Below are 19,408 nucleotides of genomic sequence, written 5' to 3' on the forward strand. Positions count from 1 at the left end.
GCGTCTGTCATCCCTTCAGGCCTGAGGTGGTAATGCCTTCTACAAAATACTTCTGCGCGAAGAAGAACAGAAGAGTGGGCGGGATCATGGACACAAAGGACATAGCCAATACCTGGTTCCACTGAGTCACCGCGCCCTGGCTGTCGATGGACATTTTCAAAGCCAGGGACAGGGTATATTTCTTCACGCTGCTGATATAGATCAGGTTGTTGAAATAATCGTTCCATCTCCACAGGAACTGGAAGATGATCACGGAAAACATTGCCGGCTTCATCAGCGGGAACAGAATCCTCACATAAGTCATAAACGGATTGCAGCCGTCCACGCAGGCCGATTCATCCAGCTCCCGGGGAATCCCTCTCAGAAACTGCATCTGCATGAAGATAAAAAACGGATAGCAGGCAAACAGAGCGGGAATCCAGAAAGGCATATAAGTATCGATCCATCCCAGCTGGTTGAACACAACGTATCTGGGAATGATGATCACCGCGTCAGGCAGCATCAGGGTGGAAATCATCAGCACAAACAGCGCGCCCCGGCACGGGAATTTAAACCTGGCGAAACCATAAGCCACGATTCCTGTGGACAGCACGGTGACAATCACCGTAGGCAGAACCAGGGCAAAGGTATTCAGGTAAAAGGTGGTATATGTATATTGGCCGCTTCCTTTCCAGCCGTTGACAAAGGCCTCCCAGGTGAATGTCTCCGGGAAAAAGGACAGCTTGCCGAACAGCTCCGTATTTGTCTTAAAGGTGGAGAAGAACAGCCACACCAGCGGATAGATCATGAAGAACCCTACGAACACCAGGAACGCATAGGTTATAATCCTCTTCCAGGTCTTTTTCTTTCTTGCTTTTGTCACAACTACAGCATTACTTTTGCTCATCAGTTCATCCCCCCGTCTTCATAATATACCCATGCGTCAGAGGTCTTGAATAACAGCCCGGTCACCACCAGCACGATTGCGAACAGCACCCAGGAAGTGGCGCTGGCATAACCCATCTTGGAATTTGTAAAAGCTTCCTCATAGATTTTCAGCCCCAACAGATAAGTGCCGCGGTTCGGCCCGCCGTTGGTGATGATAGATACTGATGTGAATTCCTGCAGCGCGTTAATTGTCTGCATCATCAGGTTGAAAAATACAATGGGCGTGATCATGGGCAGCGTGATTTTGAAAAACTGGCGTACTTTGGACGCGCCGTCCACCGAAGCCGCCTCATACAGTTCCTGGGGCACATTTTTCAGCCCGGCCAAAAACAGCACCATGGAGGATCCAAACTGCCACACCACCAGCAGGCTTACGGTTACCAGCGCCATATTGGGATCGCCCAGCCAGCTCACTGCCGGGATATGGAATACAGCCAGCGCCTTATTCACAATACCGTCCTGCATGAACAGGAACTTCCACAGGATTGAAACCGCCACACTGCCGCCCATGATAGATGGCAGGTAATAGATCGTGCGGAACATATTGATCCCGCGCAGCTTCATGTTCAGAAGCATTGCGATAAACAATGCAAAGGCCAGTTTTACGGGAACTGACATAATCGCATATTTTACTGTCAGCCACAGGGATTTCAAAAAATGTTTGTCTTTCGTGAACAGTTTCACGTAGTTTTCCACACCGACCCATTTCCCATCAGCCAGCACAGAAAAATCTGTAAAAGAATAATATAAAGATGCCAGCAGCGGATACAGCTGAAACGCCAGGAACCCAATGATCCAGGGAGTGATAAACGCCACACCCCACTTCCAGTTGCGCGGAAGTTTCCTGACCTTTTTTACCGCAGGTACTGCGGACGCGTTTGCTTTTGCCATGCTTGGTCACGCTCCTTTTGTCAAAAGAAAACGCTGTGTGGCGGCCTTTTGCAAACCACACAGCATTTTCCGGATTTCTTAATTACTTGTTTTTCAGGGTCTCCAAAAGCTCTGTATATGACTCAACCATTTCCTTCGCGCCCTCTTCAGGAGTGGAATCGCCGTAGATCACTTCCTGGATGATATCTTTGCGGATGGTCTCCAGCTCTGTATTTCCGCTGATGGCATTGATGGAGAAAGGATTGTTATCGCCCGCAATCTCCGTAGCCTTTTTCATTACAGGATTCAGCAGGTTTTCTTTTGTCATAACATCAATGGCAGTGGAAGTAGCCGGATAACCGCGGCAGTCTTTCAGGATCTTGATGGCTTCTTCATCATTCATCATCCAATCCAGGAATTTCGCAGCCTCTTCCTTATTCTCAGAAGCGTCGTTGATGACAAATCCCATGTTTCCGGAGAAATCAACGCCGGAGCTCTTAGCATCTTTCATCACAGGGATGCTCATGCAGTCCAGCTCCGCCTCGATGGACGCTGCATACTTCGCGGTAGCGCCGGTGATATCCAGCAGGATGCCGATCTGGCCGTTCACCCATTTCGTGTTCTGTTCCATCTGGCCTACGAAAACCGCGGATTCGCCAAAGGGCTCCATGGTGCCGGTCTCATACAGGTCTTTGATATTATGAAGGGCCGCTGTCATCTGTTCCTCTGTAAAGTTCAGGGAATAGTCTTCATTTACAATGCTGCCGCCTGTCATCTGCGCCAGATATTCCAGGATAATCAGACGGTTCAGCACATCGATATCCGCTGTCATCAGATACTCGTCCGGATTTGCGTCATGGATCTCTTTTCCCAGCGCCATGATCTCTTCCCAGGTGTAAACCTTTTCCAAATCCAGGCCATGCTTGTCTGCAAACTCTTTATTCACATACATGATCTGGCCGCCGATGGAGCAGGAATACAGCACGGGTTCATCATTGTATGTACCGGAACCGCTCAGAACGGTCTGGTCCAATGTGGTTAAATCCACAGGCAGCTTGGACATGTCGGCCAGATAGTGCTTCGCACCCTGCACGTCAGCGATCCAGTCCCGGTGGAACTGCATGATGTCAGGTGCGGTGCCGCTGGACAGCGTGGTGATCATCTTCTCGTAATATCCGTCATAGCCCTGGTATTCACCTTCAATCTTTACATTGGGGTGGGCCTTTTCGTAAGCTTTGATTGCCTCCAGAGTGGCCTCATGCCTGGAATCGCCGCCCCACCAGGAAAAACGAAGGGTCACCTGTTTTTCTGAATCTCCGCCTTTTGTCTCTGCAGCTGTCGTCTCTCCTCCGGCAGTGGTTTTTTCCTGCGCTGCAGTGGTATTGTCTTTTGGTGCGGCAGTGGTCCCGGAATCGCCGTTCCCGCATCCTGCCATCGCCCCAACCATACATGCTGAAAGCGCCAGCGCCGTGATTCTTTTCAAGCTCTTTCTCATCTTTCTCTCTCCTTCCCTTACTGGGTTTTACTTGATGAAACCAGCATACCTGAAACCAGGAAAAAACAAAAGGTGTCTTTTTTTACTTTCGTATCAATTCTTTGCTTTCTTTTTTAGAAAAGGGTATCATTTCTTTAGTTCAGGCCTTCGTCAGAATGCGACTTTTTTCTCCCTGAATTGACTTTTTCTCCCGGACTTTCTATGATATGATTATGGTTTATAACTTACAGCAGACGAGTATGAAAGGAGCAGCCTGAGATGATATATGAACTTCTGATTGTAGATGATGAATACCAGTCCAGGAATACACTGTGTACCTGCTTTCCCTGGGAAACCATTGGGTTTCATGTGGCGGGCCAGACCTTCAACGGTCTGGAAGCCCTGAAATTCCTCAAATGCACACCGGTACACGTGGTTCTCTGTGATATCAGAATGCCGGTGATGTCCGGCATTGAACTGGCCAAACGGCTCACCGCCCAGCCAGACCCTCCGGTCATCATTTTTCTCAGCGGCTACCGGGATTTTGAATATGCGCAGAAGGCGCTGAAATATGGAGTTCGTTACTACATTGTAAAACCTGCCCGCTATGAAGAGCTTTATGAAGTGTTCACTACCCTCCGCCAGGAGCTGGACGCCCGATACTGCGCCGGTCAGGAAATCCTGGAGCAGGAGGATGAAGACCTTTTTCTCCGAAAAATTTATTTATACCTGGAGAAAAACTACCGCACCGCTTCCCTGGCGGAAGCAGCTTCCGTGCTGTATATGAATTCCAGCTATGTAAGCCAGCTGTTTAAACAGAAAACCGGGCGGAATTTTTCTGATTATCTGATGGAGGTGCGCATGACTAAGGCCGCAAAGCTGTTGGAGAATCCCGCCAATAAGATTTATGATATCAGCAATCAGGTAGGCTACGCGAATCCCAAAAACTTTGCCCGGTCTTTCCGAAATTTCTTTGGAAAAACACCGAAAGAATACCGGGAAGGCTGCCAGTTTGAAAATCCGGAGGGAAGCTTTGATGAAAATATTTAAGAAGCGCCAGCTGTCCATGAAAACCCAGTTTTTTATCAAAAGCCTGCTGGTGAACTGCCTGCTCCTGCTGATCCCTATTTCTGTTCTGGCCCCATTTTCCATTATCCGGTCCAACAGAGAGATTGAATCTTCTATCAGAAAAAACAACTGGAATCTCCTGTACCAGATAGAAGAGCATATGGATTCCCTGTTCAAGCAGGCGGATAATATCAACCTGTATTTTGCCCATAATCCCTCCATCATCACGCACCTGCGCCGGGCCTTCAGAGAAAATTCCCTTACCCTGGACAGTCTGAACAGTATTAACACGTTTTCTTTGTATCTGCAGAACATCACCAATACCAACAATTATATCCACTCTGTCTACGTCTACTACAACAACACCTATGGCCGTTTCCTGTCTTCGGAAACAGCCAGGCTTACCAATTTAAGCGGCTATTATGACACGGAGTGGATTCAGTCTTATCTGCATTCAGAAGCGGACACCTGGTATGAAGTGCGCACCCTGCAGCGCTCCTCCTTTGCCCAGCCCTTCCGCGTCATCAGCGTATACAGGAAAATCTATTCCTCTCTGGCCGGGGACCATCCCACCGGCGTGATCGTTACGCAGTTTAATTATGAACGGCTGATTGAATACCTGAACTCTCTGGAACTTTCCTCCAGCCAGGTAATCGCCTTTCTGGACCAGGACAATCAGATGGTCCTCCAAAACCAGGAGACAGAGCTTTCTCAGGTACTGCAGGCCATTTCCTTTTCCGAGCACCCGGAAGAGAAAGACAATCTGCAGGCTGTTAACATTAATGGCCGTAAGTTTGTGGTTTCCAGCCTGCAGTCCTCCCGGACTGAAGGATGGAGATTTCTTTCCATGGTGCCTGCCGATGAACTGTACGCCACTTCCACGAAAATTTTGAACACCGCAGTTTTCTTTATGCTGGCCGCGGTTATGGTCAGCATCCTGATCGCCGCGGTTAAAACACAAAAAGACTACAGCAGGCTGGAAGGGATACTGGACATACTCCAGCATCCGGAAAGACCTTCAGAAATGTATCCGCCCATGCCCAACAGAAGCACAGATCCCTATGGCTATATCATCCGGAATCTGCTGGAAATGTTTATTCAGCAGAACTATCTGAAGGTTCAGATTTCAGAAAAAAAATATAAAATGCAGACCCTGGAAATGCAGGCCCTGCAGCAGCAGATCAACCCTCATTTCCTCTATAATACGCTGCACACAATATACTGGGAGGCTTTCCGTATGACCCAGGCTCCCAATACCTGTTCCAAAATGGTATCCAACCTGGCAGATATCATGGAATATTCCCTCAGCGATTCCCAGCAGCAGGTAAAGCTAAAAGAAGAGCTGGACTATCTGAAGGCCTATGTGGAAATTCAGAAAGTCCGGTACGGAGATAAATTTGAAGTGTTCTGGGAAGTGGACGATACTGCTATCATCTATCCCACCAGCAAGATGCTCCTGCAGCCCCTGGTGGAAAATGCCCTCTATCACGGCATTAAGGAAAAAGAAGGGAGCGGCGTCATTAAGGTAAAAGTATATTTCCGGACTGACCATGTGCTGGTCTCCATCCTGGACAACGGCGTAGGCATGGACCGGGAGCAGCTGGAGGCCCTCAGAAACCGCCTGAAGGACGGGGACACTGTAGATTCTCATATCGGCGTCCTGAACACCCACCGCCGTCTGGTCCTGGCGTACGGAGAGCACTGCGGCCTGCATATCGGCAGCAGAAAGGGCGCCGGCACTGTAGTCTCTTTCCGGCTGCCCCTGCTGCCCAGGGAAAAGTCCATATAACAGGAAAGGCGTGATACAGAATCTGCAGTCTGCACCACGCCTCTCTTATTTTATTGTTCCTGGTTTCCTTCTTCGCCGCTTTCTTCTTCCGGTTCTTCTTTTTTCACAGGCATCACTGGTTCCATAACATCCAGCTGCACGCTCTCGCGATGTTTTTTCTCAACGTCTTCCAGGGTAATACGCACTGGTTCCGCGTCCATTGCTTCGGCGCCAATCACCACATGTTCCGGCTCTGGTTCTTCCCCCAGCTCGCCAAAATGATCGTCATGCTTCTCCTCTGGAATATATTTATTAAAAATATGGTTAAAAATATATGCTGTAAGAAAGGCGCTGAGCCCCACGCCGATCAGCGGATATACCGGAATCACAAAATTGCCGAGTATAAACAGCCCCACATTGATCACTACGATCAGGATCGTAAAGGGAAGATGCCGGATCGCCATCATAAAGGAATAAATCAACGTTTTCTTAATTGTATTGTCAAACCTGGACAATACCGGGAACACATAAGTAATCGTAAAGAAATAAATCAGGAAAACGGCCATGAAAAGCACCAGCAGAACTTTAGAGAAGCTGTTCTCCGCATGAGACTTGTAGAACCAGATATCCACCGCAAAGAATGCGCCTACTGCCAGCACGATCAGCCAGATGATGATGCCCTGCTTAAAATTCAGCTTAAAGGATTTAAAGTACATTCTGAAAATATGGCTCTCTTCATCCCTTACCTCTTTGATCATCACATAATAAAGGGCCGTAATCGCAGGACCGATCGTGACGATCGGGATACAGCAGATCAGGCAGACCACATGGAGCATGAACACGTCTGCCAGCTTACCGATAAAGCGCCAGACCGGATTATCCAGATTAAATATAGATCCCATTTTGCTTACCTCTTTTTTATCGTATTGTGCCGCACAGTGCGGATATGATAACATTATATATGATGCCAGAGAAAAAATCAAATGTGTTCCACTACTTTATTAAAATTTTATGGTTTTTTTTCCGATATTTTTCCCCAAAATGTAAAATCTGTGATAAAATAACACCTAGCAACGCAACTGCGTAGAAGTAAGGAGCCATTTATGAAGCAATATGCACCGGATGAGATTAAGAAGCAGCAGGAAGAAGTAGCTGCCCTGAAAAAAGAACAAGAAAAGCTGGAACGCACGGAGCGGGAGAAGCTCCGGGAGATGAACTGGAAGGAAAAAATTGTTTATATTGTTACTTATTACAAGGTCTATTTTATTCTGGCGGTCTGCGCCTGCCTGGTGGTCGGCGTAATCGTATTCATGATCCGCGAAGCCGGTAAGGAAAATATCGGACAGGGCATCGCGTTTAATGCTTCCTTTGCCGCCGATCTTTCCAGCGAAGTGCCAAAGGATTTCGCGGAATATCTGGGCAAGGATCCTTCCAAGATTAAAATGGTCATGGAAAGCGGCCTGAGCTATTCTGAAAACGACGCGAATTCTGAATATGGGATGGGCTTTACCATGAAAGTAACAACCTATATCGCGGCCCATGCCCTGGATTTTATGATTACAGACACTGCCGGAATGCGCCTGGAAATCCTTCAGAACAACGGAATGATGGATCTGGAGAAGGCTCTTCCGGAAGATATTATGAACGTAGTAAAAGATGATATCCTGTATAAAAAGAATTCCGACGGCACTCAGACAGCCATCGGAATCAATATTAAAAATTCTTCCTTCGCACAGAAATACCAGATGCTCTCCGGAGACCTGTATTTCATCATCATCAACAATACAGACAAGCTGGACAATGTCCTTCAGTTCCTGCGCTTTATGTATGGCCTTCCGCCCGCGCAGGCGGCGTCTGACGCAGGCTGAAATCCCAGTTTTAGCGCCAGCCTCTGAGAAGGCAGGTTGTCCGCTCTTACAAAGCAGAAGATTTTCTGAAGATTCAGCTTTTTCCATCCATAGTCTATTATAGCCCGGCAGGCTTCCTCCGCGAAGCCCTGCCGGCGTTTTGCTTCCGCAATTCCGTAAGACAGCTCCATTTCCCCCTGGAAAGACGGCTCCAGACCGGCCATCCCGATGCACAGCCCTGTCTCCTTTTCTTCAATCAGCCAAACTCCGGCCTCCCTCAGCACATATGCGCTTCGGATATACTCTCTGATCCCTGCCTCACCCTGATCCCAGAACTGTTCTTTTTCCCGGAAAGCCGCCTCACCCATTTCCCGGCACAGGCGCTGACAAAGGCTCTGGTCCCAGGGAGATACTTCTCTCAGCCGAAGCCTGGCGGTTTCCGAAACCAGCCTGGGCCTGCCAAGGTACCTGTCCGCAGCTATCTGCAGATATTCTTCTTCCACATCCCATCCTTGTGCACAGTATTCACAGGGAAGCCAGGTTCCGTTTTCAAGGCCGTCCAGAATCCCCATAACAGGAAAACGGCGCCGCATCTCCGCCAGCACCGTTTCCTCATCACTGAGCACAACCAAATCGCCGGAAGCTGTCAGCCGGAACCTCAGCACTTTTCAGGTTCCGGATACTCCACGCCAAAAGTCTCTGCCGTCACCTTTTTCATTATCTGGTCCTGGCGCGGCCTGTCGCTGTAATCCGTGGCAACCGCTGCAATCTCATTCACAACATCCATCCCTTCGATGATTCTGCCAAAAGCCGCATACGCGCCGTCCAGATGAGGCGCGGCCTGGTGCATGATAAAGAACTGGGAGCCCGCTGAATTGGGAGCCATCGTTCTGGCCATGGACAGAACTCCTTCTGTATGCCTGAGAGAATTCTGGAATCCGTTCTGAGCGAATTCTCCTTTGATGCTGTAGCCGGGACCGCCCGCTCCGGTGCCGTCAGGGTCTCCTCCCTGAAGCATAAAGCCCGCGATCACACGGTGGAAAATCAGGCCGTTATAAAAGCCCTTATTCACCAGGCTGATAAAATTATTCACTGTATTGGGCGCCGTCTCAGGATAAAGCTCTGCCTTCATCACTCCGCCATTTTCCATTTCAATCGTTACAATGGGGTTTTTCTGTTCCATCTTTTTCCTCTTTCCGCTGTCTCAGCATTTTCTCACCGCTTCCGCCAGCTGTTCTGAAGCTGCTTCTGCTTGGAATATCATACTATATTTTTTCTCCAAAGTAAATCTTTTGATTAATTTCTGCCTATTTCTTCCGTCGTTCATATTTTGTTTACAAATCTTTCAAAATACATTCATACCGTACACATGATTTCTTCACGTTTTCTCTCTATACTATAATCAACAACCAGAAAGAGCAAGCTGGTTGGATAAAATTTTCGCTCACAACTATTTTTCATAATACGGGCTGATTTTTCAGCTCTCCTCCCTTTCAAACAAAAACGGCCGCAAGGCTGTTTTTGTTTGCCCAAAACTTGACATATTTCGATTTTCTTTCTATACTAAAACAGTGCCTTCCGATTGATGATTAAAATGAAATCGGAGGCGCTGTTCTGTCTGAAAAAAAATTGCAGGCAGTCAGAAGAAAGGAAACATTCCATGGTGAAATATCTCATCCTAATCGTCGGATTCGTCCTTCTTGTCAAAGGGGCGGATTTCTTTGTGGAAGGCTGCGCTTCCATCGCAAAAACCCTCCGTGTTCCTACAATTATTATCGGCCTGACCATTGTAGCTTTCGGCACCAGCGCGCCGGAAGCCGCCGTCAGCATCTCCGCGTCTCTGAGGGGAGCCAATGATATCGCCATCAGCAACGTAATCGGCTCCAACCTGTTCAATTTGCTGGTGGTTGTGGGAATCTGCGCTGTGCTGAAACCCATGAAGGTACAGTCCGGCATCCTGAAACGGGAATTCCCGTTTTCCATTCTCATCACTCTGGTGCTGCTGGTGCTGTGCACTGACCAGGCAATCCGCGGAAACAGCGCCCAAAACGCCATCGGACGCCTGGATGGAGTGATTTTACTTGCGCTTTTTGCGCTCTTCGTTTTTATGATGATCCGAAGCGCGATGAAAAACAGGGAAGAGTTGGATGAAGATTACAAGATTCTCCCTGTATGGAAAAGCCTCCTGTTTATCTTGGGCGGGCTGGCCGGCGTCATCCTGGGCGGCAACATGGTGGTGGAAGGCGCTACCGATATCGCAAGGGCATTCGGGCTCAGTGAGACGCTGATCGGCCTGACCATCATTGCGCTGGGAACTTCCCTGCCTGAACTTGTGACTTCCGTGGTAGCCGCAAAAAAGGGGGAAAACGACCTGGCCCTGGGAAATGTTATCGGGTCCAATATCTTTAACATACTGCTGATTCTCGGCGCTTCATCCACAATCGTCCAGGTTAATGTTGGGCTGCAGTCCCTTTATGATATCATTATCCTGATCGGCGTCAGTCTCATCACATATCTTTTTTCCCTGCGGGGCCGACAGATTAACCGCCTGGAAGGAGCTTTTATGCTGGCCCTCTATGGAGGCTATCTGGCTTATATTATTCTCCGCTGAGAGTTCCCTGTGATCCGGCAGTTTCTTCCAGATACTGCCGGATCACAGGCCATACCTCTGTGCTTTCCAGCCCCAGCTTCCAGCAGGCCACTCCCGCCAGGTTCTGCTCTTTCATCGCGTTGAGCTTGGCCTGAACAGATTTTGCGTCTTCCAGCCATATCTGATAATGAATCCCGTTTTCCCAATACTCTCCATAATACTGATTCAATTTGTCATCCCAGGTGATATCCGCTCCGTGGGTTTCCAGCAGCTGTCTTGCTTCGTCCATTCCCTTGGCCGTACTGGTCAGGCCGGCAGCTTCTTCCGCCCACAGCCTGGTGTAGAATGGAATTCCATTGATCAGTTTTTCCGCAGGCACCGACTGCGCCAGGGTATCAGCAATCCCCTTTTTCACAAAAGGCAGTGAGGCAGTGGACCCTGCTTCCGGCCCGCCGTTCCAATGTTCGTCGTACCCCATTACGATCACATAGTCCACGGTCTCGGCCTGAGCCTTTCTGTTATAAAAGGCAGTGCCGGAAGTGGGCGCATAATTATCTACAGACAAAATCAGCCCGGCTTTTCTGCAGGCAGAGGACAATTCCCTGATAAACTGGATGTAATGCCCTTCACAAGATTTGTCAAGCGCTTCCAAATCTACGTTGACGCCGTCAAAACCATACTCAGCAGCGGCGTTTATCAGCTGATTTACAGTATTCGCCCGGGCGGCGCTGTTGGAAATCCAGGCATAATCATCTATATCCACCTGGAGGTTCCCCACCAGGGCCCACACCTGCATTCCCAGGGCATGAGCCTGATCCACATAACTTTTATCCGCAAAAGAAAGCAGGTTTCCTGCCGTATCCTGGATGGTAAACCAGGTGGGAGAAACCACGTTCACCCCCGATGTGCGGCCAATAAGCTCCTGAAATTTTCCATTGCTCTCCTTGTTTGTCACCTGATGCCAGACAAGGCAGACCGGCTTTCCCAGACTCCTGCTGGTATATTCCGGAATCTGCACCGGGTTTTCCGCCAGCATCACTGCCGCATCTCCCAATGCTTTTTTTCTGACGTAACCGGAAATTCCAGCCTCTGTCTGTACTCTGGCCCACTCTTCCCCATCCTCCAATAGGGCCACCGCTTCTCCCTCTTTCAGGTCCTGGAAAATATCCCCTTTTATAGACGCTTCCGTACGGAGCTCTGTATCTTTCCTGCAGACGCTGTAAGGAATCTCCCCCCACCTGTTCCAAATCCAGATCCGGTCCGGGCTTTCCTGTTTCGTCCACTCGATCCCGGTGTACTGCTGCAGCAGTTCCAGAGATAAAACCGGCGCGCCGTCCTGGAGCAGGTATGTATCCGCGGAAGGCAGGATATGGCGCACCTCTTCAGGCAGCGCATACAAAATCTCCGTACCGTCCCAGTAGTACCGGTCATCCAGCCGGTCCTGAACAAGAGAAAGGGGCAGATAAACTTTCCCGTCCAGCACATATCCGTCCTCTTCCGCTCTTGTTTCCTGAAGCACAAGGGAAATCCTGCCTTCTCCGGCACCGTAATACTCCGCCAAATCCACATGGGTTCTGCTGGGGATCAAATACCTGTCAATTAGAAACCCAATCCCGCCCAACAGACATACCGCGGCCAGAAGCATTGCAAGGATAAAATTCAGCCTTCTCTGCTGCTGCGCCCTCTGCCGCTGGCTCTTCCTGTTACCGTCCATATACAGCCTCCGTTTCATTTATCATTTACCGCCGGTTGTGCGCCTCCCCGCAACGCCTGCGTCATCAGGGAAGCCGCTTCTGAGAATCAGAAGTAAAATATAGTGTGCCATCTCCGCTCCGGCGCGTGAAATGTCGAGTACATTATATCATACTTCTTCTCAGCCAGCAACATGGCGGAAGGACGCCTTGCCCGTCGGGCCGGGGCACTGTACCGGCTGTTTCCTTCCGCCATGCAGCTTTCTACCGGTCTGCGACCCGGTCAAAGCGCAGTTCTACCAATTTACCATTTTCATCTGCGATATAATCGCCCATATACCTGCCGCGCTCCCAGACAACACAGGTTCCGGCGATCAGTTCCAGCGGAACCCTCCTGCCTCCCAGTGTTACCGGGACTCCGGCTTTCTGATATTCCTGCAGCTCTTTCAGGAAGGGAATGCAAAGCTCCTCTTCCTCTTTTGTCATGCGGTGTCTCTTTCTCATTCGTCCTCCTCCGCGCAGTCCCCAGAATCATTGGAGGCTTCGTCATATATTATCATCCGGTCTGCGCTTTTATTCAGACAGAAGCCGCCTTAAATACTGCACATCACCTCCCCCGTCCGCCCCGCGCCGGCTGCCGGGGCAGAAATTATCAGATGAACCTTTTATATTCTGTTGGCTGAAATCCAGTAGAATCTCTGGCGATAGACAGCGGCAGAACCGCTTCTTACGGATTTACAGATACTTCAGAAAGAACAAGAATTGTTTGGTTGCAGGAGCGCTCCTGCAGTGTCATTGGTTCATCTCATGGATAAATTTTAACTTTTTTAGGTCTGATCTGCAATACATAAAACGCGAAATTTGACGAATTATAAGAAATTCGCCAAAAAACCTGTACAATATGTGCTTGTTCCCATGTCCTGCGCACAAATTGTACAGGTCTCTGATTACAGAAATACTACTGGTTCCTCCCGGAATTCTGTCTTCACTACAAGATACGGGTAACTGGCGGCCCCCATCCCCTGGCCCTCCGGCCCGCAGAGATTGCTGTCCATCACAACTACTTCCTTGGAAAGGTAAAGGGCCGGAACCTGAATGCTGTAACCGCCCGTAGGCTGCTTGCCGTATCCCACCGCTATGTACAGGCTCTCTCCGTCACTGTAAGTGAGGCGGAATGAGGATTCTTTTTTCTGATTGATGGCGTTCGCCAGCTCCTTCGGATAATCCTCTTCCTCCACAACAGTGAAACTCAGGTCCTGTACTTTGGGATATGCCTCTTCTGATCCGCAGCCGGCCGCTGCCGACAGGAGAACCACACAGAGCGCCGCCGACAGGAAACGCTGCAAGATTCCTTTTTTTCTTTTCTTCATTGCCTCCGCATCCTTATTGATTTGTTATCACACTATATGCGCGGGGGAGGACAGATTATGTGCGGGACCTGCAGAAACAGTGTTTTCCCTGCCTTCTGCGCTTTTCTGAAGCTCCTGCGCAAATGCCGTAAGGTACTTGATGCAGTCCCTGATTGCCGCATGCTTCCTGTTTTCCCGGCGGTAGATCAAAATATCCCTGTTTTCCACTGTTGCGAAGGAGCAGTCTTTCAGCACCATATGATACATTTCCAGCATATCCGGGGGAATCGGCGACACCCACATATAAGAGCCCCGGACATTTTCCAGCAGATTGATCTGGCTGCCCCGGTCATAGACATAGACCTTCCTGTGCTTTTCAGGCAAAAGTCCGGGATTGATCTGGGTTTTCTGGATCGCGGGCACCTGGTCGTCCCCATGTATAATCTCTGTATAAGCTGCCAGTTCCTCATATGGAATATTCTCATAACTGCTCAGCGGATGGTCTTCCCTGAACACAATGCGCAGGGGAAATACCATCAGTGTTTCTGCAATCAGCCTGTTCTCCTTCAGCAGCCTGTTATATTGATCCAGCTGATTTCCGGGGATACGGATAATCCCCAGATCCGCCGCGCCGCTGCACACTTCCTGAATCACGCGGTTGGTGTTCGTCTCCGCCAGGTGAATACTGACAGGCCTATCGCCCTGCAGATTCCTGTCTATCCACTGGGAAATCCCACGGATCATGTAAGATGACCGAGCGATGGAAATTCTCAGGTTCAGTTCCTCTTTGCCGTCCCGGCGGTATTGATTCTCCAGCCTTTTAACCTGCTGTGTAATGCTGCTGGCCTGAACCAGGAATTCTTCCCCCTCCGGCGTCAGCGATACCCCGTTGGGCGTGCGCGCAAATATTTGTATATTCAGTTCTTCTTCTAATTCCCTGATCGCATTGCTGATATTCGGCTGTGATTTGAACAGCGCACGGGCAGCCTTGGTAATAGATCCCTCCTGGGCTACCGCAAGTACATACTGAAGCTGCTGTAATGTCATAATCCCTCCAATAATAAATTCATATGGCCTGATAGCAAAAATATATTTCCCAAAAGATTGTGAAAAGATTTACAATCTAGAAGAAAGCAGCTGGCAAATCTATCACTTATTATAAAAGGGAGGTCTTCTTAATGTCAACAAAAATAGCAGTTCTTGGCGGCGGAAACGGAGCCCATGCGGCGGCCGGCGATCTGACCAGACGCGGGTTTGAGGTACATATGTATGAGGAAAAACGTTTTGCGGCCAACATGCAGACGGTATTCGATACCCATACCATCGAAATGCAGGGAGCCTGCGGCAGCGGCAGCGCTCATATCGCGATGGTTACCACAGATCTGGAAGCAGCGGTGGCAGATGTAAAATTTATCCTGGTGGCAGTTCCGGCCTTCGCCCATGCCCCTTACGCCGAAAAACTGGCAAAAGTTGTAAAACCCGGACAGGTTATTTTCGTCCTGCCCGGAACTTTCGGATCCCTGATTTTCTGGAAAGCGCTGAAAGAGAACCATGTAAACGGAGTCACTGTGGCGGAAACCCACACCCTTCCTTATGCCACGCGCCTCTTAAAACCCGGCGTTTCCCTTGTAATGAGCCGGTTCAATCCGCTGAAAGTAGGAGTCATGCCCGCATCCCGTACCGAAGAGACAGTAAAAGAACTCTCCGTACTTTTTGACGGGCTGGAACCAGTAGAAAGCGTCGTCGCCTGCGGGCTGTCCAGTCTGAACCCTATTATCCATGTTCCCGGCTGTATCCTCAACGCAGGACGTATTGAAATTGCCAAAGGGGAATTTTATTATTATACAGAAGGGTTCACCGATTGTGTGGTAAGGGCTACAGAAGCCATTGACAGAGAACGCATTTCTGTTCTGGACGCCTTCGGTTATCAGTCTGATACCGCAGCTCATGGTGTAGGCGGCGCCGTCAAAACAGACAGCATCAAAGAAGCCATCGCTTCCGACCCAAATTTTGCGAAAATCAAGGGGCCGGCTGATGTAAAAAACCGCTATTATTCTGAAGACATCCCCTTCGGCCTGGCTTCTTGGGCAATGCTCGCCCATTGCTATGGCGTAGATACGCCGATTATGGACTCCATGATCCACCTGGGGAGCGTAATTCTGGAAAAGGACTGCTGGAACAGCGGCAGGTCCATGGAACAGCTGGGCATTGCCGGAATGAATATTGAAGAACTGAAAAATTATCTGATAGAAGGATGGGAGAAAAGGTATGAATTATAAGACAATCAAGCCTGCAGAGTTTCAGGAGAATATTTTTAATCTGATCAGCAAAGACTGGTTTCTGATGACCGCGGAAAGCGAAGGTGTGGTGAATCCCATGACTGTCGCCTGGGCAACCATGGGAATCCTGTGGCAGAAGCCTGTTGTCATCGTGGCGGTACGCCCTGAACGCTATACCCATGAAATAGCCTCAGCCGCCGAAACTTTCTCTCTCACTGTATTCGGAAAAGAATACCGCAAAATGCTGGGCTTCTGCGGGACCAAATCCGGCCGTGACTGCGACAAGATAAAGGAATGCGGCCTGCATGTGCTCCACCACGGAGAAACTCCTTACTTTGAAGAAGCAAGGCTGGCCTTTATCTGCAAAAAAATGTGCGTATCCCAGCTGCAGGAAGCTGATTTCCTCGGAGACGAGTCCTTTACCGGAAAATGGTACGGCGGGGAAAACAAAGCCAACGGGGAAGGCGGCGGATACCATCATCTGTACATTGCTGAAATTACGGATATTCTTGAAAAAGAAGAATAATTCCACAAAAATGGTGCCGCTCCCAGAATTTTTTTTCTGCCGGAGCGGCACCGCTTTTTATTAAGACATCTTTAATACAAGCCGGCCTTCTTTAGGAAATACTATCTGCAGGCAGTCTCCATCAGTTCTTCCAGCGCCTGCTGGAATTCCTGCTTTCCTTCCAGATAGCTCATGCAGTGGCCAGCGCCTTTTACAGTCAGAATCTTTTTTTCCGGGCTTTTGCAGGCATGATAGAGCCTGTCGGTCATATAGCAAGGAACAAACTCATCCCCGGAACCGTGAACAAACAGCACTGGTATATTGATCTGATCCACGCTGTCTATGGGCGCACAGTCACGAAGCCGGTATCCTGCCATGAGAGCTGCGGACAGGTCTGCGCCCCTCAGCAGGATATCCGGCGGGACAGAGGCTTTTTTCCTGCATACTGATTCAAACTGCTCCAACGCTGATGTGTAAGAACAGTCCGCAACAATCCCCTTCACCTGGGGTGGGAGTTCTTTTTCCGCACCTGCCAGCAGGACAATGGCTCCGCCCATGGACCAGCCATGCAGCAATATCTGAACAGACGGCCCAAAACGGCTGATCAGAAACTGGATCCAGCCCAGAACATCCTTCCGGTCCTGGCTGCCAAAGCCCACGAAGTTCCCTTCGCTCTCGCCATGTCCACGATCATTCACAAACAGTACATTCCAACCGTGGTCATAATAAAACGGGGCAAATATGGTGAGATCCCTCCAGTCTCCGGTATATCCATGCACTGCCAGAACCACTCTGTCTGTTTCCTCCGGACAGCGCAGCAGATGCCCTTTCAGCGACAGCCCGTCCATGGACGTGATCTCCACATCTTCCAGCTGCTTATCTTCCAGCCAGGAGGCGGCCCTTTTCAAAGCCTCCCCCATCCGTTTCTGGTCCTCCGGCTTGTCATCTGTTTCCTCTTCCACACTGTTATGGTCGTACCGCCGCGCCACCTTGTAAAAGGCATAGCAGGACGCCCCCGCCCAGGCGGCCGCAGCGCAGCCGCCCAGGAACAAAGGCCATTTTTTCATATTGTTTCCTTCCTGTCTGTTAAAGCATCTTGTCAATCATTGCCATCACTTCCGCGCCCAGCGATTCTGCCAGAGCGTCCGCATCCTCCAAAGAAGCACCCTTCACGCCCAGGTAGAATTTCACCTTTGGCTCCGTGCCGGAAGGCCTTACGCAAAGCCATGCGTTATCCGGAAGGTCGTAGTACAGCACGTTGGAAGAAGGAAGTCCCGTAGGCTTCACCTCTCCTGTCTTCATATCGCGGATGGTATCTTTCTTATAGTCGCGGGCGGAAAGCACTTCATAACCGCCGATTTTTTCCGGCGTATTGTTGCGCAGGGTTTCCATGATCTCCTGAATCTTTGCCAGCCCTTCGATTCCCTTCAGGGTAATTGACTTCACATCGTCTTTATAATAACCATAGCGGTCATACATGGCGATCATGGCGTCCCAGAGAGTCATGTTCTTTGTCTTGTAATAAGCCGCAGCCTCGCACAGCGCCATGGTGGCCACAATCGCGTCTTTATCCCTGGCATGTGTTCCGATCAGACAGCCGTAGCTCTCCTCAAACCCAAACAGGTAAGTCCCTTTTCCTGTGGTTTCGAAGTTCAGGATCTGCTGGCCGATATACTTGAAGCCTGTGAGCACCTCGATCAGCCGCACGCCGTAATATTCCGCAATGGCGTCCGCCAGGTTGGAGGTAACAATGGTCTTAATCAGAGCGCCGTCCTCCGGCAGCTTTCCTCCGTTTTTCTCCTTCATCTGGCTGATTTCATAATCCGCCAGCAGGCAGCCGGACATGTTGCCGGTCAGGGTGATGTACTGCCCTGACTTTGTATCCTTCACATATACGCCCAGGCGGTCCGCATCCGGGTCCGTTGCCAGAACCAGATCCGCGTCTTTTTCTTCCGCCAACTTCAGCGCCAGGGCAAAAGCTTCCTTGGCCTCCGGGTTAGGATAGCTCACCGTGGGGAATTCCCCGTCCGGCAGCTCCTGTTCCGGAACAACATAGACGTTCTCGAAGCCCAGTTCCTTCAGCACGCGCCTGGCCGGTATGTTCCCGGTCCCGTGCAGAGGGGTATAAACTATCTTCAGGTTCTTGCCCTCTGCGGCGATGGCCTCAGGATTTTTCACCTGTTTCTTCAATTCCGCTATGTATGCGTCGTCTATCTCCGCGCCGATGGTCACATACAGCCCCGCTGCCTCTGCGGCGGTCTTGTCCATGGTCTTTGTGGTGGTCAGATCTGTGATCGCCTTCACCTCAGCCGTGATCCCGGTATCGTGAGGCGGCGTAATCTGCGCCCCGTCCTCCCAGTATACTTTATAACCGTTGTATTCCGGAGGATTGTGGGAAGCGGTAATATTAATTCCCGCAATACAGCCCAGCTTTCTCACCGCATAGGATAACTCCGGCGTGGGACGTAGAGATTCAAAACGGTAAGCCTTAATGCCGTTAGCGGCCAGACACCTGGCAGCCTCGTCAGAAAATTCAGGAGACATTCTTCTGGAGTCATAAGCAATCGCCACGCCCCTGTCCTGGCCGCCCACCTTCAGGATATAATTCGCAAGCCCCTGGGTAGCTTTGCGCACCGTATAAATATTCATACGGTTCAGGCCCGCGCCGATCACGCCTCTTAAACCTGCCGTACCGAATTCCAGCTCCGTGTAAAAACGTTCTTTTATCTCATTTTCATCATCTGCGATTGCCTTCAGTTCATCTCTTGCCGCCTGGTCAAAATATGGATTGGCCAGCCATTCCTCATAGATCTTCTTATAATCGTCCATTGGAATCTCCTCCTGTTCTGTTGATAATATCAATACATCTGTATTATAACAAATTACCGCAGAAAAAGAAACCTGATTTCATAAGGTTTCACTAAATTTTTCAATGCGGGCTGCCTCTTTTTGTGCCCTCTGTACGTACCCTTGAATTTTGGATTGCTTCTTTTTATCAACAGTGATAGAATATGAATTATATGCAAATTTATACATCAAA

The 19,408-nt window shown here is 49.7% G+C and carries 18 protein-coding genes; 6 read left to right on the top strand and 12 right to left on the bottom strand.

Annotated elements, in window-relative coordinates:
- Nucleotides 1-7 precede the first annotated feature (7 nt).
- The 3 genes from EV209_RS05920 to EV209_RS05930 all read right to left on the bottom strand — a co-directional run bounded on the left by EV209_RS05920 (nt 8) and on the right by EV209_RS05930 (nt 3,292).
- On the bottom strand, nt 8-886 hold the full coding sequence (locus tag EV209_RS05920) for a carbohydrate ABC transporter permease (protein WP_130433948.1): 879 nt from the start codon (nt 884-886) through the stop codon (nt 8-10).
- Complete coding sequence (locus tag EV209_RS05925; protein ID WP_130433950.1) at nt 886-1,818, bottom strand: carbohydrate ABC transporter permease; 933 nt, start codon at nt 1,816-1,818, stop codon at nt 886-888. The genes EV209_RS05920 and EV209_RS05925 overlap by 1 nt, the downstream gene beginning before the upstream one ends.
- Before the next feature lie 82 nt (nt 1,819-1,900).
- Nucleotides 1,901-3,292: an ABC transporter substrate-binding protein gene (locus tag EV209_RS05930; protein ID WP_130433952.1), complete on the bottom strand. Its 1,392-nt coding sequence runs from the start codon at nt 3,290-3,292 to the stop codon at nt 1,901-1,903.
- Between the two features lie 258 nt (nt 3,293-3,550).
- Between EV209_RS05930 and EV209_RS05935 the strand changes: the two genes are divergently transcribed.
- Together EV209_RS05935 and EV209_RS05940 are read left to right on the top strand one after the other, a co-directional pair.
- Nucleotides 3,551-4,321: a response regulator transcription factor gene (locus EV209_RS05935; protein WP_243647505.1), complete on the top strand. Its 771-nt coding sequence runs from the start codon at nt 3,551-3,553 to the stop codon at nt 4,319-4,321.
- Entirely contained in the window at nt 4,308-6,128 is a 1,821-nt protein-coding gene (locus EV209_RS05940) for a cache domain-containing sensor histidine kinase (RefSeq protein WP_130433954.1), read from the top strand. The genes EV209_RS05935 and EV209_RS05940 overlap by 14 nt, the downstream gene beginning before the upstream one ends.
- A 50-nt stretch (nt 6,129-6,178) precedes the next feature.
- Here EV209_RS05940 and EV209_RS05945 read toward each other — a convergent pair whose 3' ends face one another.
- Nucleotides 6,179-7,009 (bottom strand): YesL family protein, encoded by an 831-nt coding sequence (locus tag EV209_RS05945; RefSeq protein ID WP_165388826.1) that lies wholly within the window; start codon nt 7,007-7,009, stop codon nt 6,179-6,181.
- 201 nt (nt 7,010-7,210) lie between these two features.
- Between EV209_RS05945 and EV209_RS05950 the strand changes: the two genes are divergently transcribed.
- Complete coding sequence (locus EV209_RS05950) at nt 7,211-7,975, top strand: hypothetical protein (RefSeq protein ID WP_130433957.1); 765 nt, start codon at nt 7,211-7,213, stop codon at nt 7,973-7,975.
- On the opposite strand, the gene EV209_RS05955 is transcribed toward EV209_RS05950, so the two are convergent.
- Together EV209_RS05955 and EV209_RS05960 are read right to left on the bottom strand one after the other, a co-directional pair.
- Nucleotides 7,915-8,619: a GNAT family N-acetyltransferase gene (locus tag EV209_RS05955; protein ID WP_130433959.1), complete on the bottom strand. Its 705-nt coding sequence runs from the start codon at nt 8,617-8,619 to the stop codon at nt 7,915-7,917. The two genes, EV209_RS05950 and EV209_RS05955, sit on opposite strands and share 61 nt — an antisense overlap.
- Complete coding sequence (locus EV209_RS05960) at nt 8,613-9,137, bottom strand: peptidylprolyl isomerase (RefSeq protein WP_130433961.1); 525 nt, start codon at nt 9,135-9,137, stop codon at nt 8,613-8,615. The genes EV209_RS05955 and EV209_RS05960 overlap by 7 nt, the downstream gene beginning before the upstream one ends.
- A 477-nt stretch (nt 9,138-9,614) precedes the next feature.
- Here EV209_RS05960 and EV209_RS05965 point away from each other — a divergent pair, with 477 nt between their 5' ends.
- Entirely contained in the window at nt 9,615-10,565 is a 951-nt protein-coding gene (locus EV209_RS05965) for a calcium/sodium antiporter (protein ID WP_130433963.1), read from the top strand.
- Here the strand turns inward: EV209_RS05965 and EV209_RS05970 are convergent.
- From EV209_RS05970 to EV209_RS05985, 4 genes are all read right to left on the bottom strand, one after another.
- Entirely contained in the window at nt 10,552-12,276 is a 1,725-nt protein-coding gene (locus tag EV209_RS05970; RefSeq protein WP_130433965.1) for a glycosyl hydrolase family 18 protein, read from the bottom strand. The genes EV209_RS05965 and EV209_RS05970 overlap by 14 nt on opposite strands.
- A gap of 223 nt (nt 12,277-12,499) precedes the next feature.
- Nucleotides 12,500-12,739, bottom strand: coding sequence for a hypothetical protein (locus tag EV209_RS05975; protein ID WP_130433967.1), 240 nt, complete (start codon nt 12,737-12,739; stop codon nt 12,500-12,502).
- 443 nt (nt 12,740-13,182) lie between these two features.
- Entirely contained in the window at nt 13,183-13,605 is a 423-nt protein-coding gene (locus tag EV209_RS05980) for a protease complex subunit PrcB family protein (RefSeq protein WP_130433969.1), read from the bottom strand.
- A gap of 27 nt (nt 13,606-13,632) precedes the next feature.
- A complete protein-coding gene (locus EV209_RS05985) occupies nt 13,633-14,631 on the bottom strand; it encodes a LysR family transcriptional regulator (RefSeq protein ID WP_130433971.1) in 999 nt (332 codons plus the stop codon).
- Nucleotides 14,632-14,762: 131 nt separating this feature from the next.
- On the opposite strand from EV209_RS05985, the gene EV209_RS05990 reads away from it, so the two are divergent.
- A complete protein-coding gene (locus EV209_RS05990; RefSeq protein ID WP_130433973.1) occupies nt 14,763-15,863 on the top strand; it encodes an NAD/NADP octopine/nopaline dehydrogenase family protein in 1,101 nt (366 codons plus the stop codon).
- Nucleotides 15,853-16,389 carry a flavin reductase family protein gene (locus EV209_RS05995; protein WP_130433975.1) on the top strand — a complete coding sequence of 179 codons (537 nt, stop codon included), beginning with the start codon at nt 15,853-15,855 and terminating at the stop codon, nt 16,387-16,389. The genes EV209_RS05990 and EV209_RS05995 overlap by 11 nt, the downstream gene beginning before the upstream one ends.
- A gap of 101 nt (nt 16,390-16,490) precedes the next feature.
- Here EV209_RS05995 and EV209_RS06000 read toward each other — a convergent pair whose 3' ends face one another.
- On the bottom strand, nt 16,491-17,435 hold the full coding sequence (locus EV209_RS06000) for an alpha/beta hydrolase (RefSeq protein WP_130433977.1): 945 nt from the start codon (nt 17,433-17,435) through the stop codon (nt 16,491-16,493).
- 19 nt (nt 17,436-17,454) lie between these two features.
- A complete protein-coding gene (locus EV209_RS06005; RefSeq protein ID WP_130433979.1) occupies nt 17,455-19,197 on the bottom strand; it encodes a phospho-sugar mutase in 1,743 nt (580 codons plus the stop codon).
- Nucleotides 19,198-19,408: the final 211 nt, after the last annotated feature.

This window comes from Cuneatibacter caecimuris, assembly GCF_004216775.1.
Classification (GTDB): domain Bacteria; phylum Bacillota; class Clostridia; order Lachnospirales; family Lachnospiraceae; genus Cuneatibacter; species Cuneatibacter caecimuris.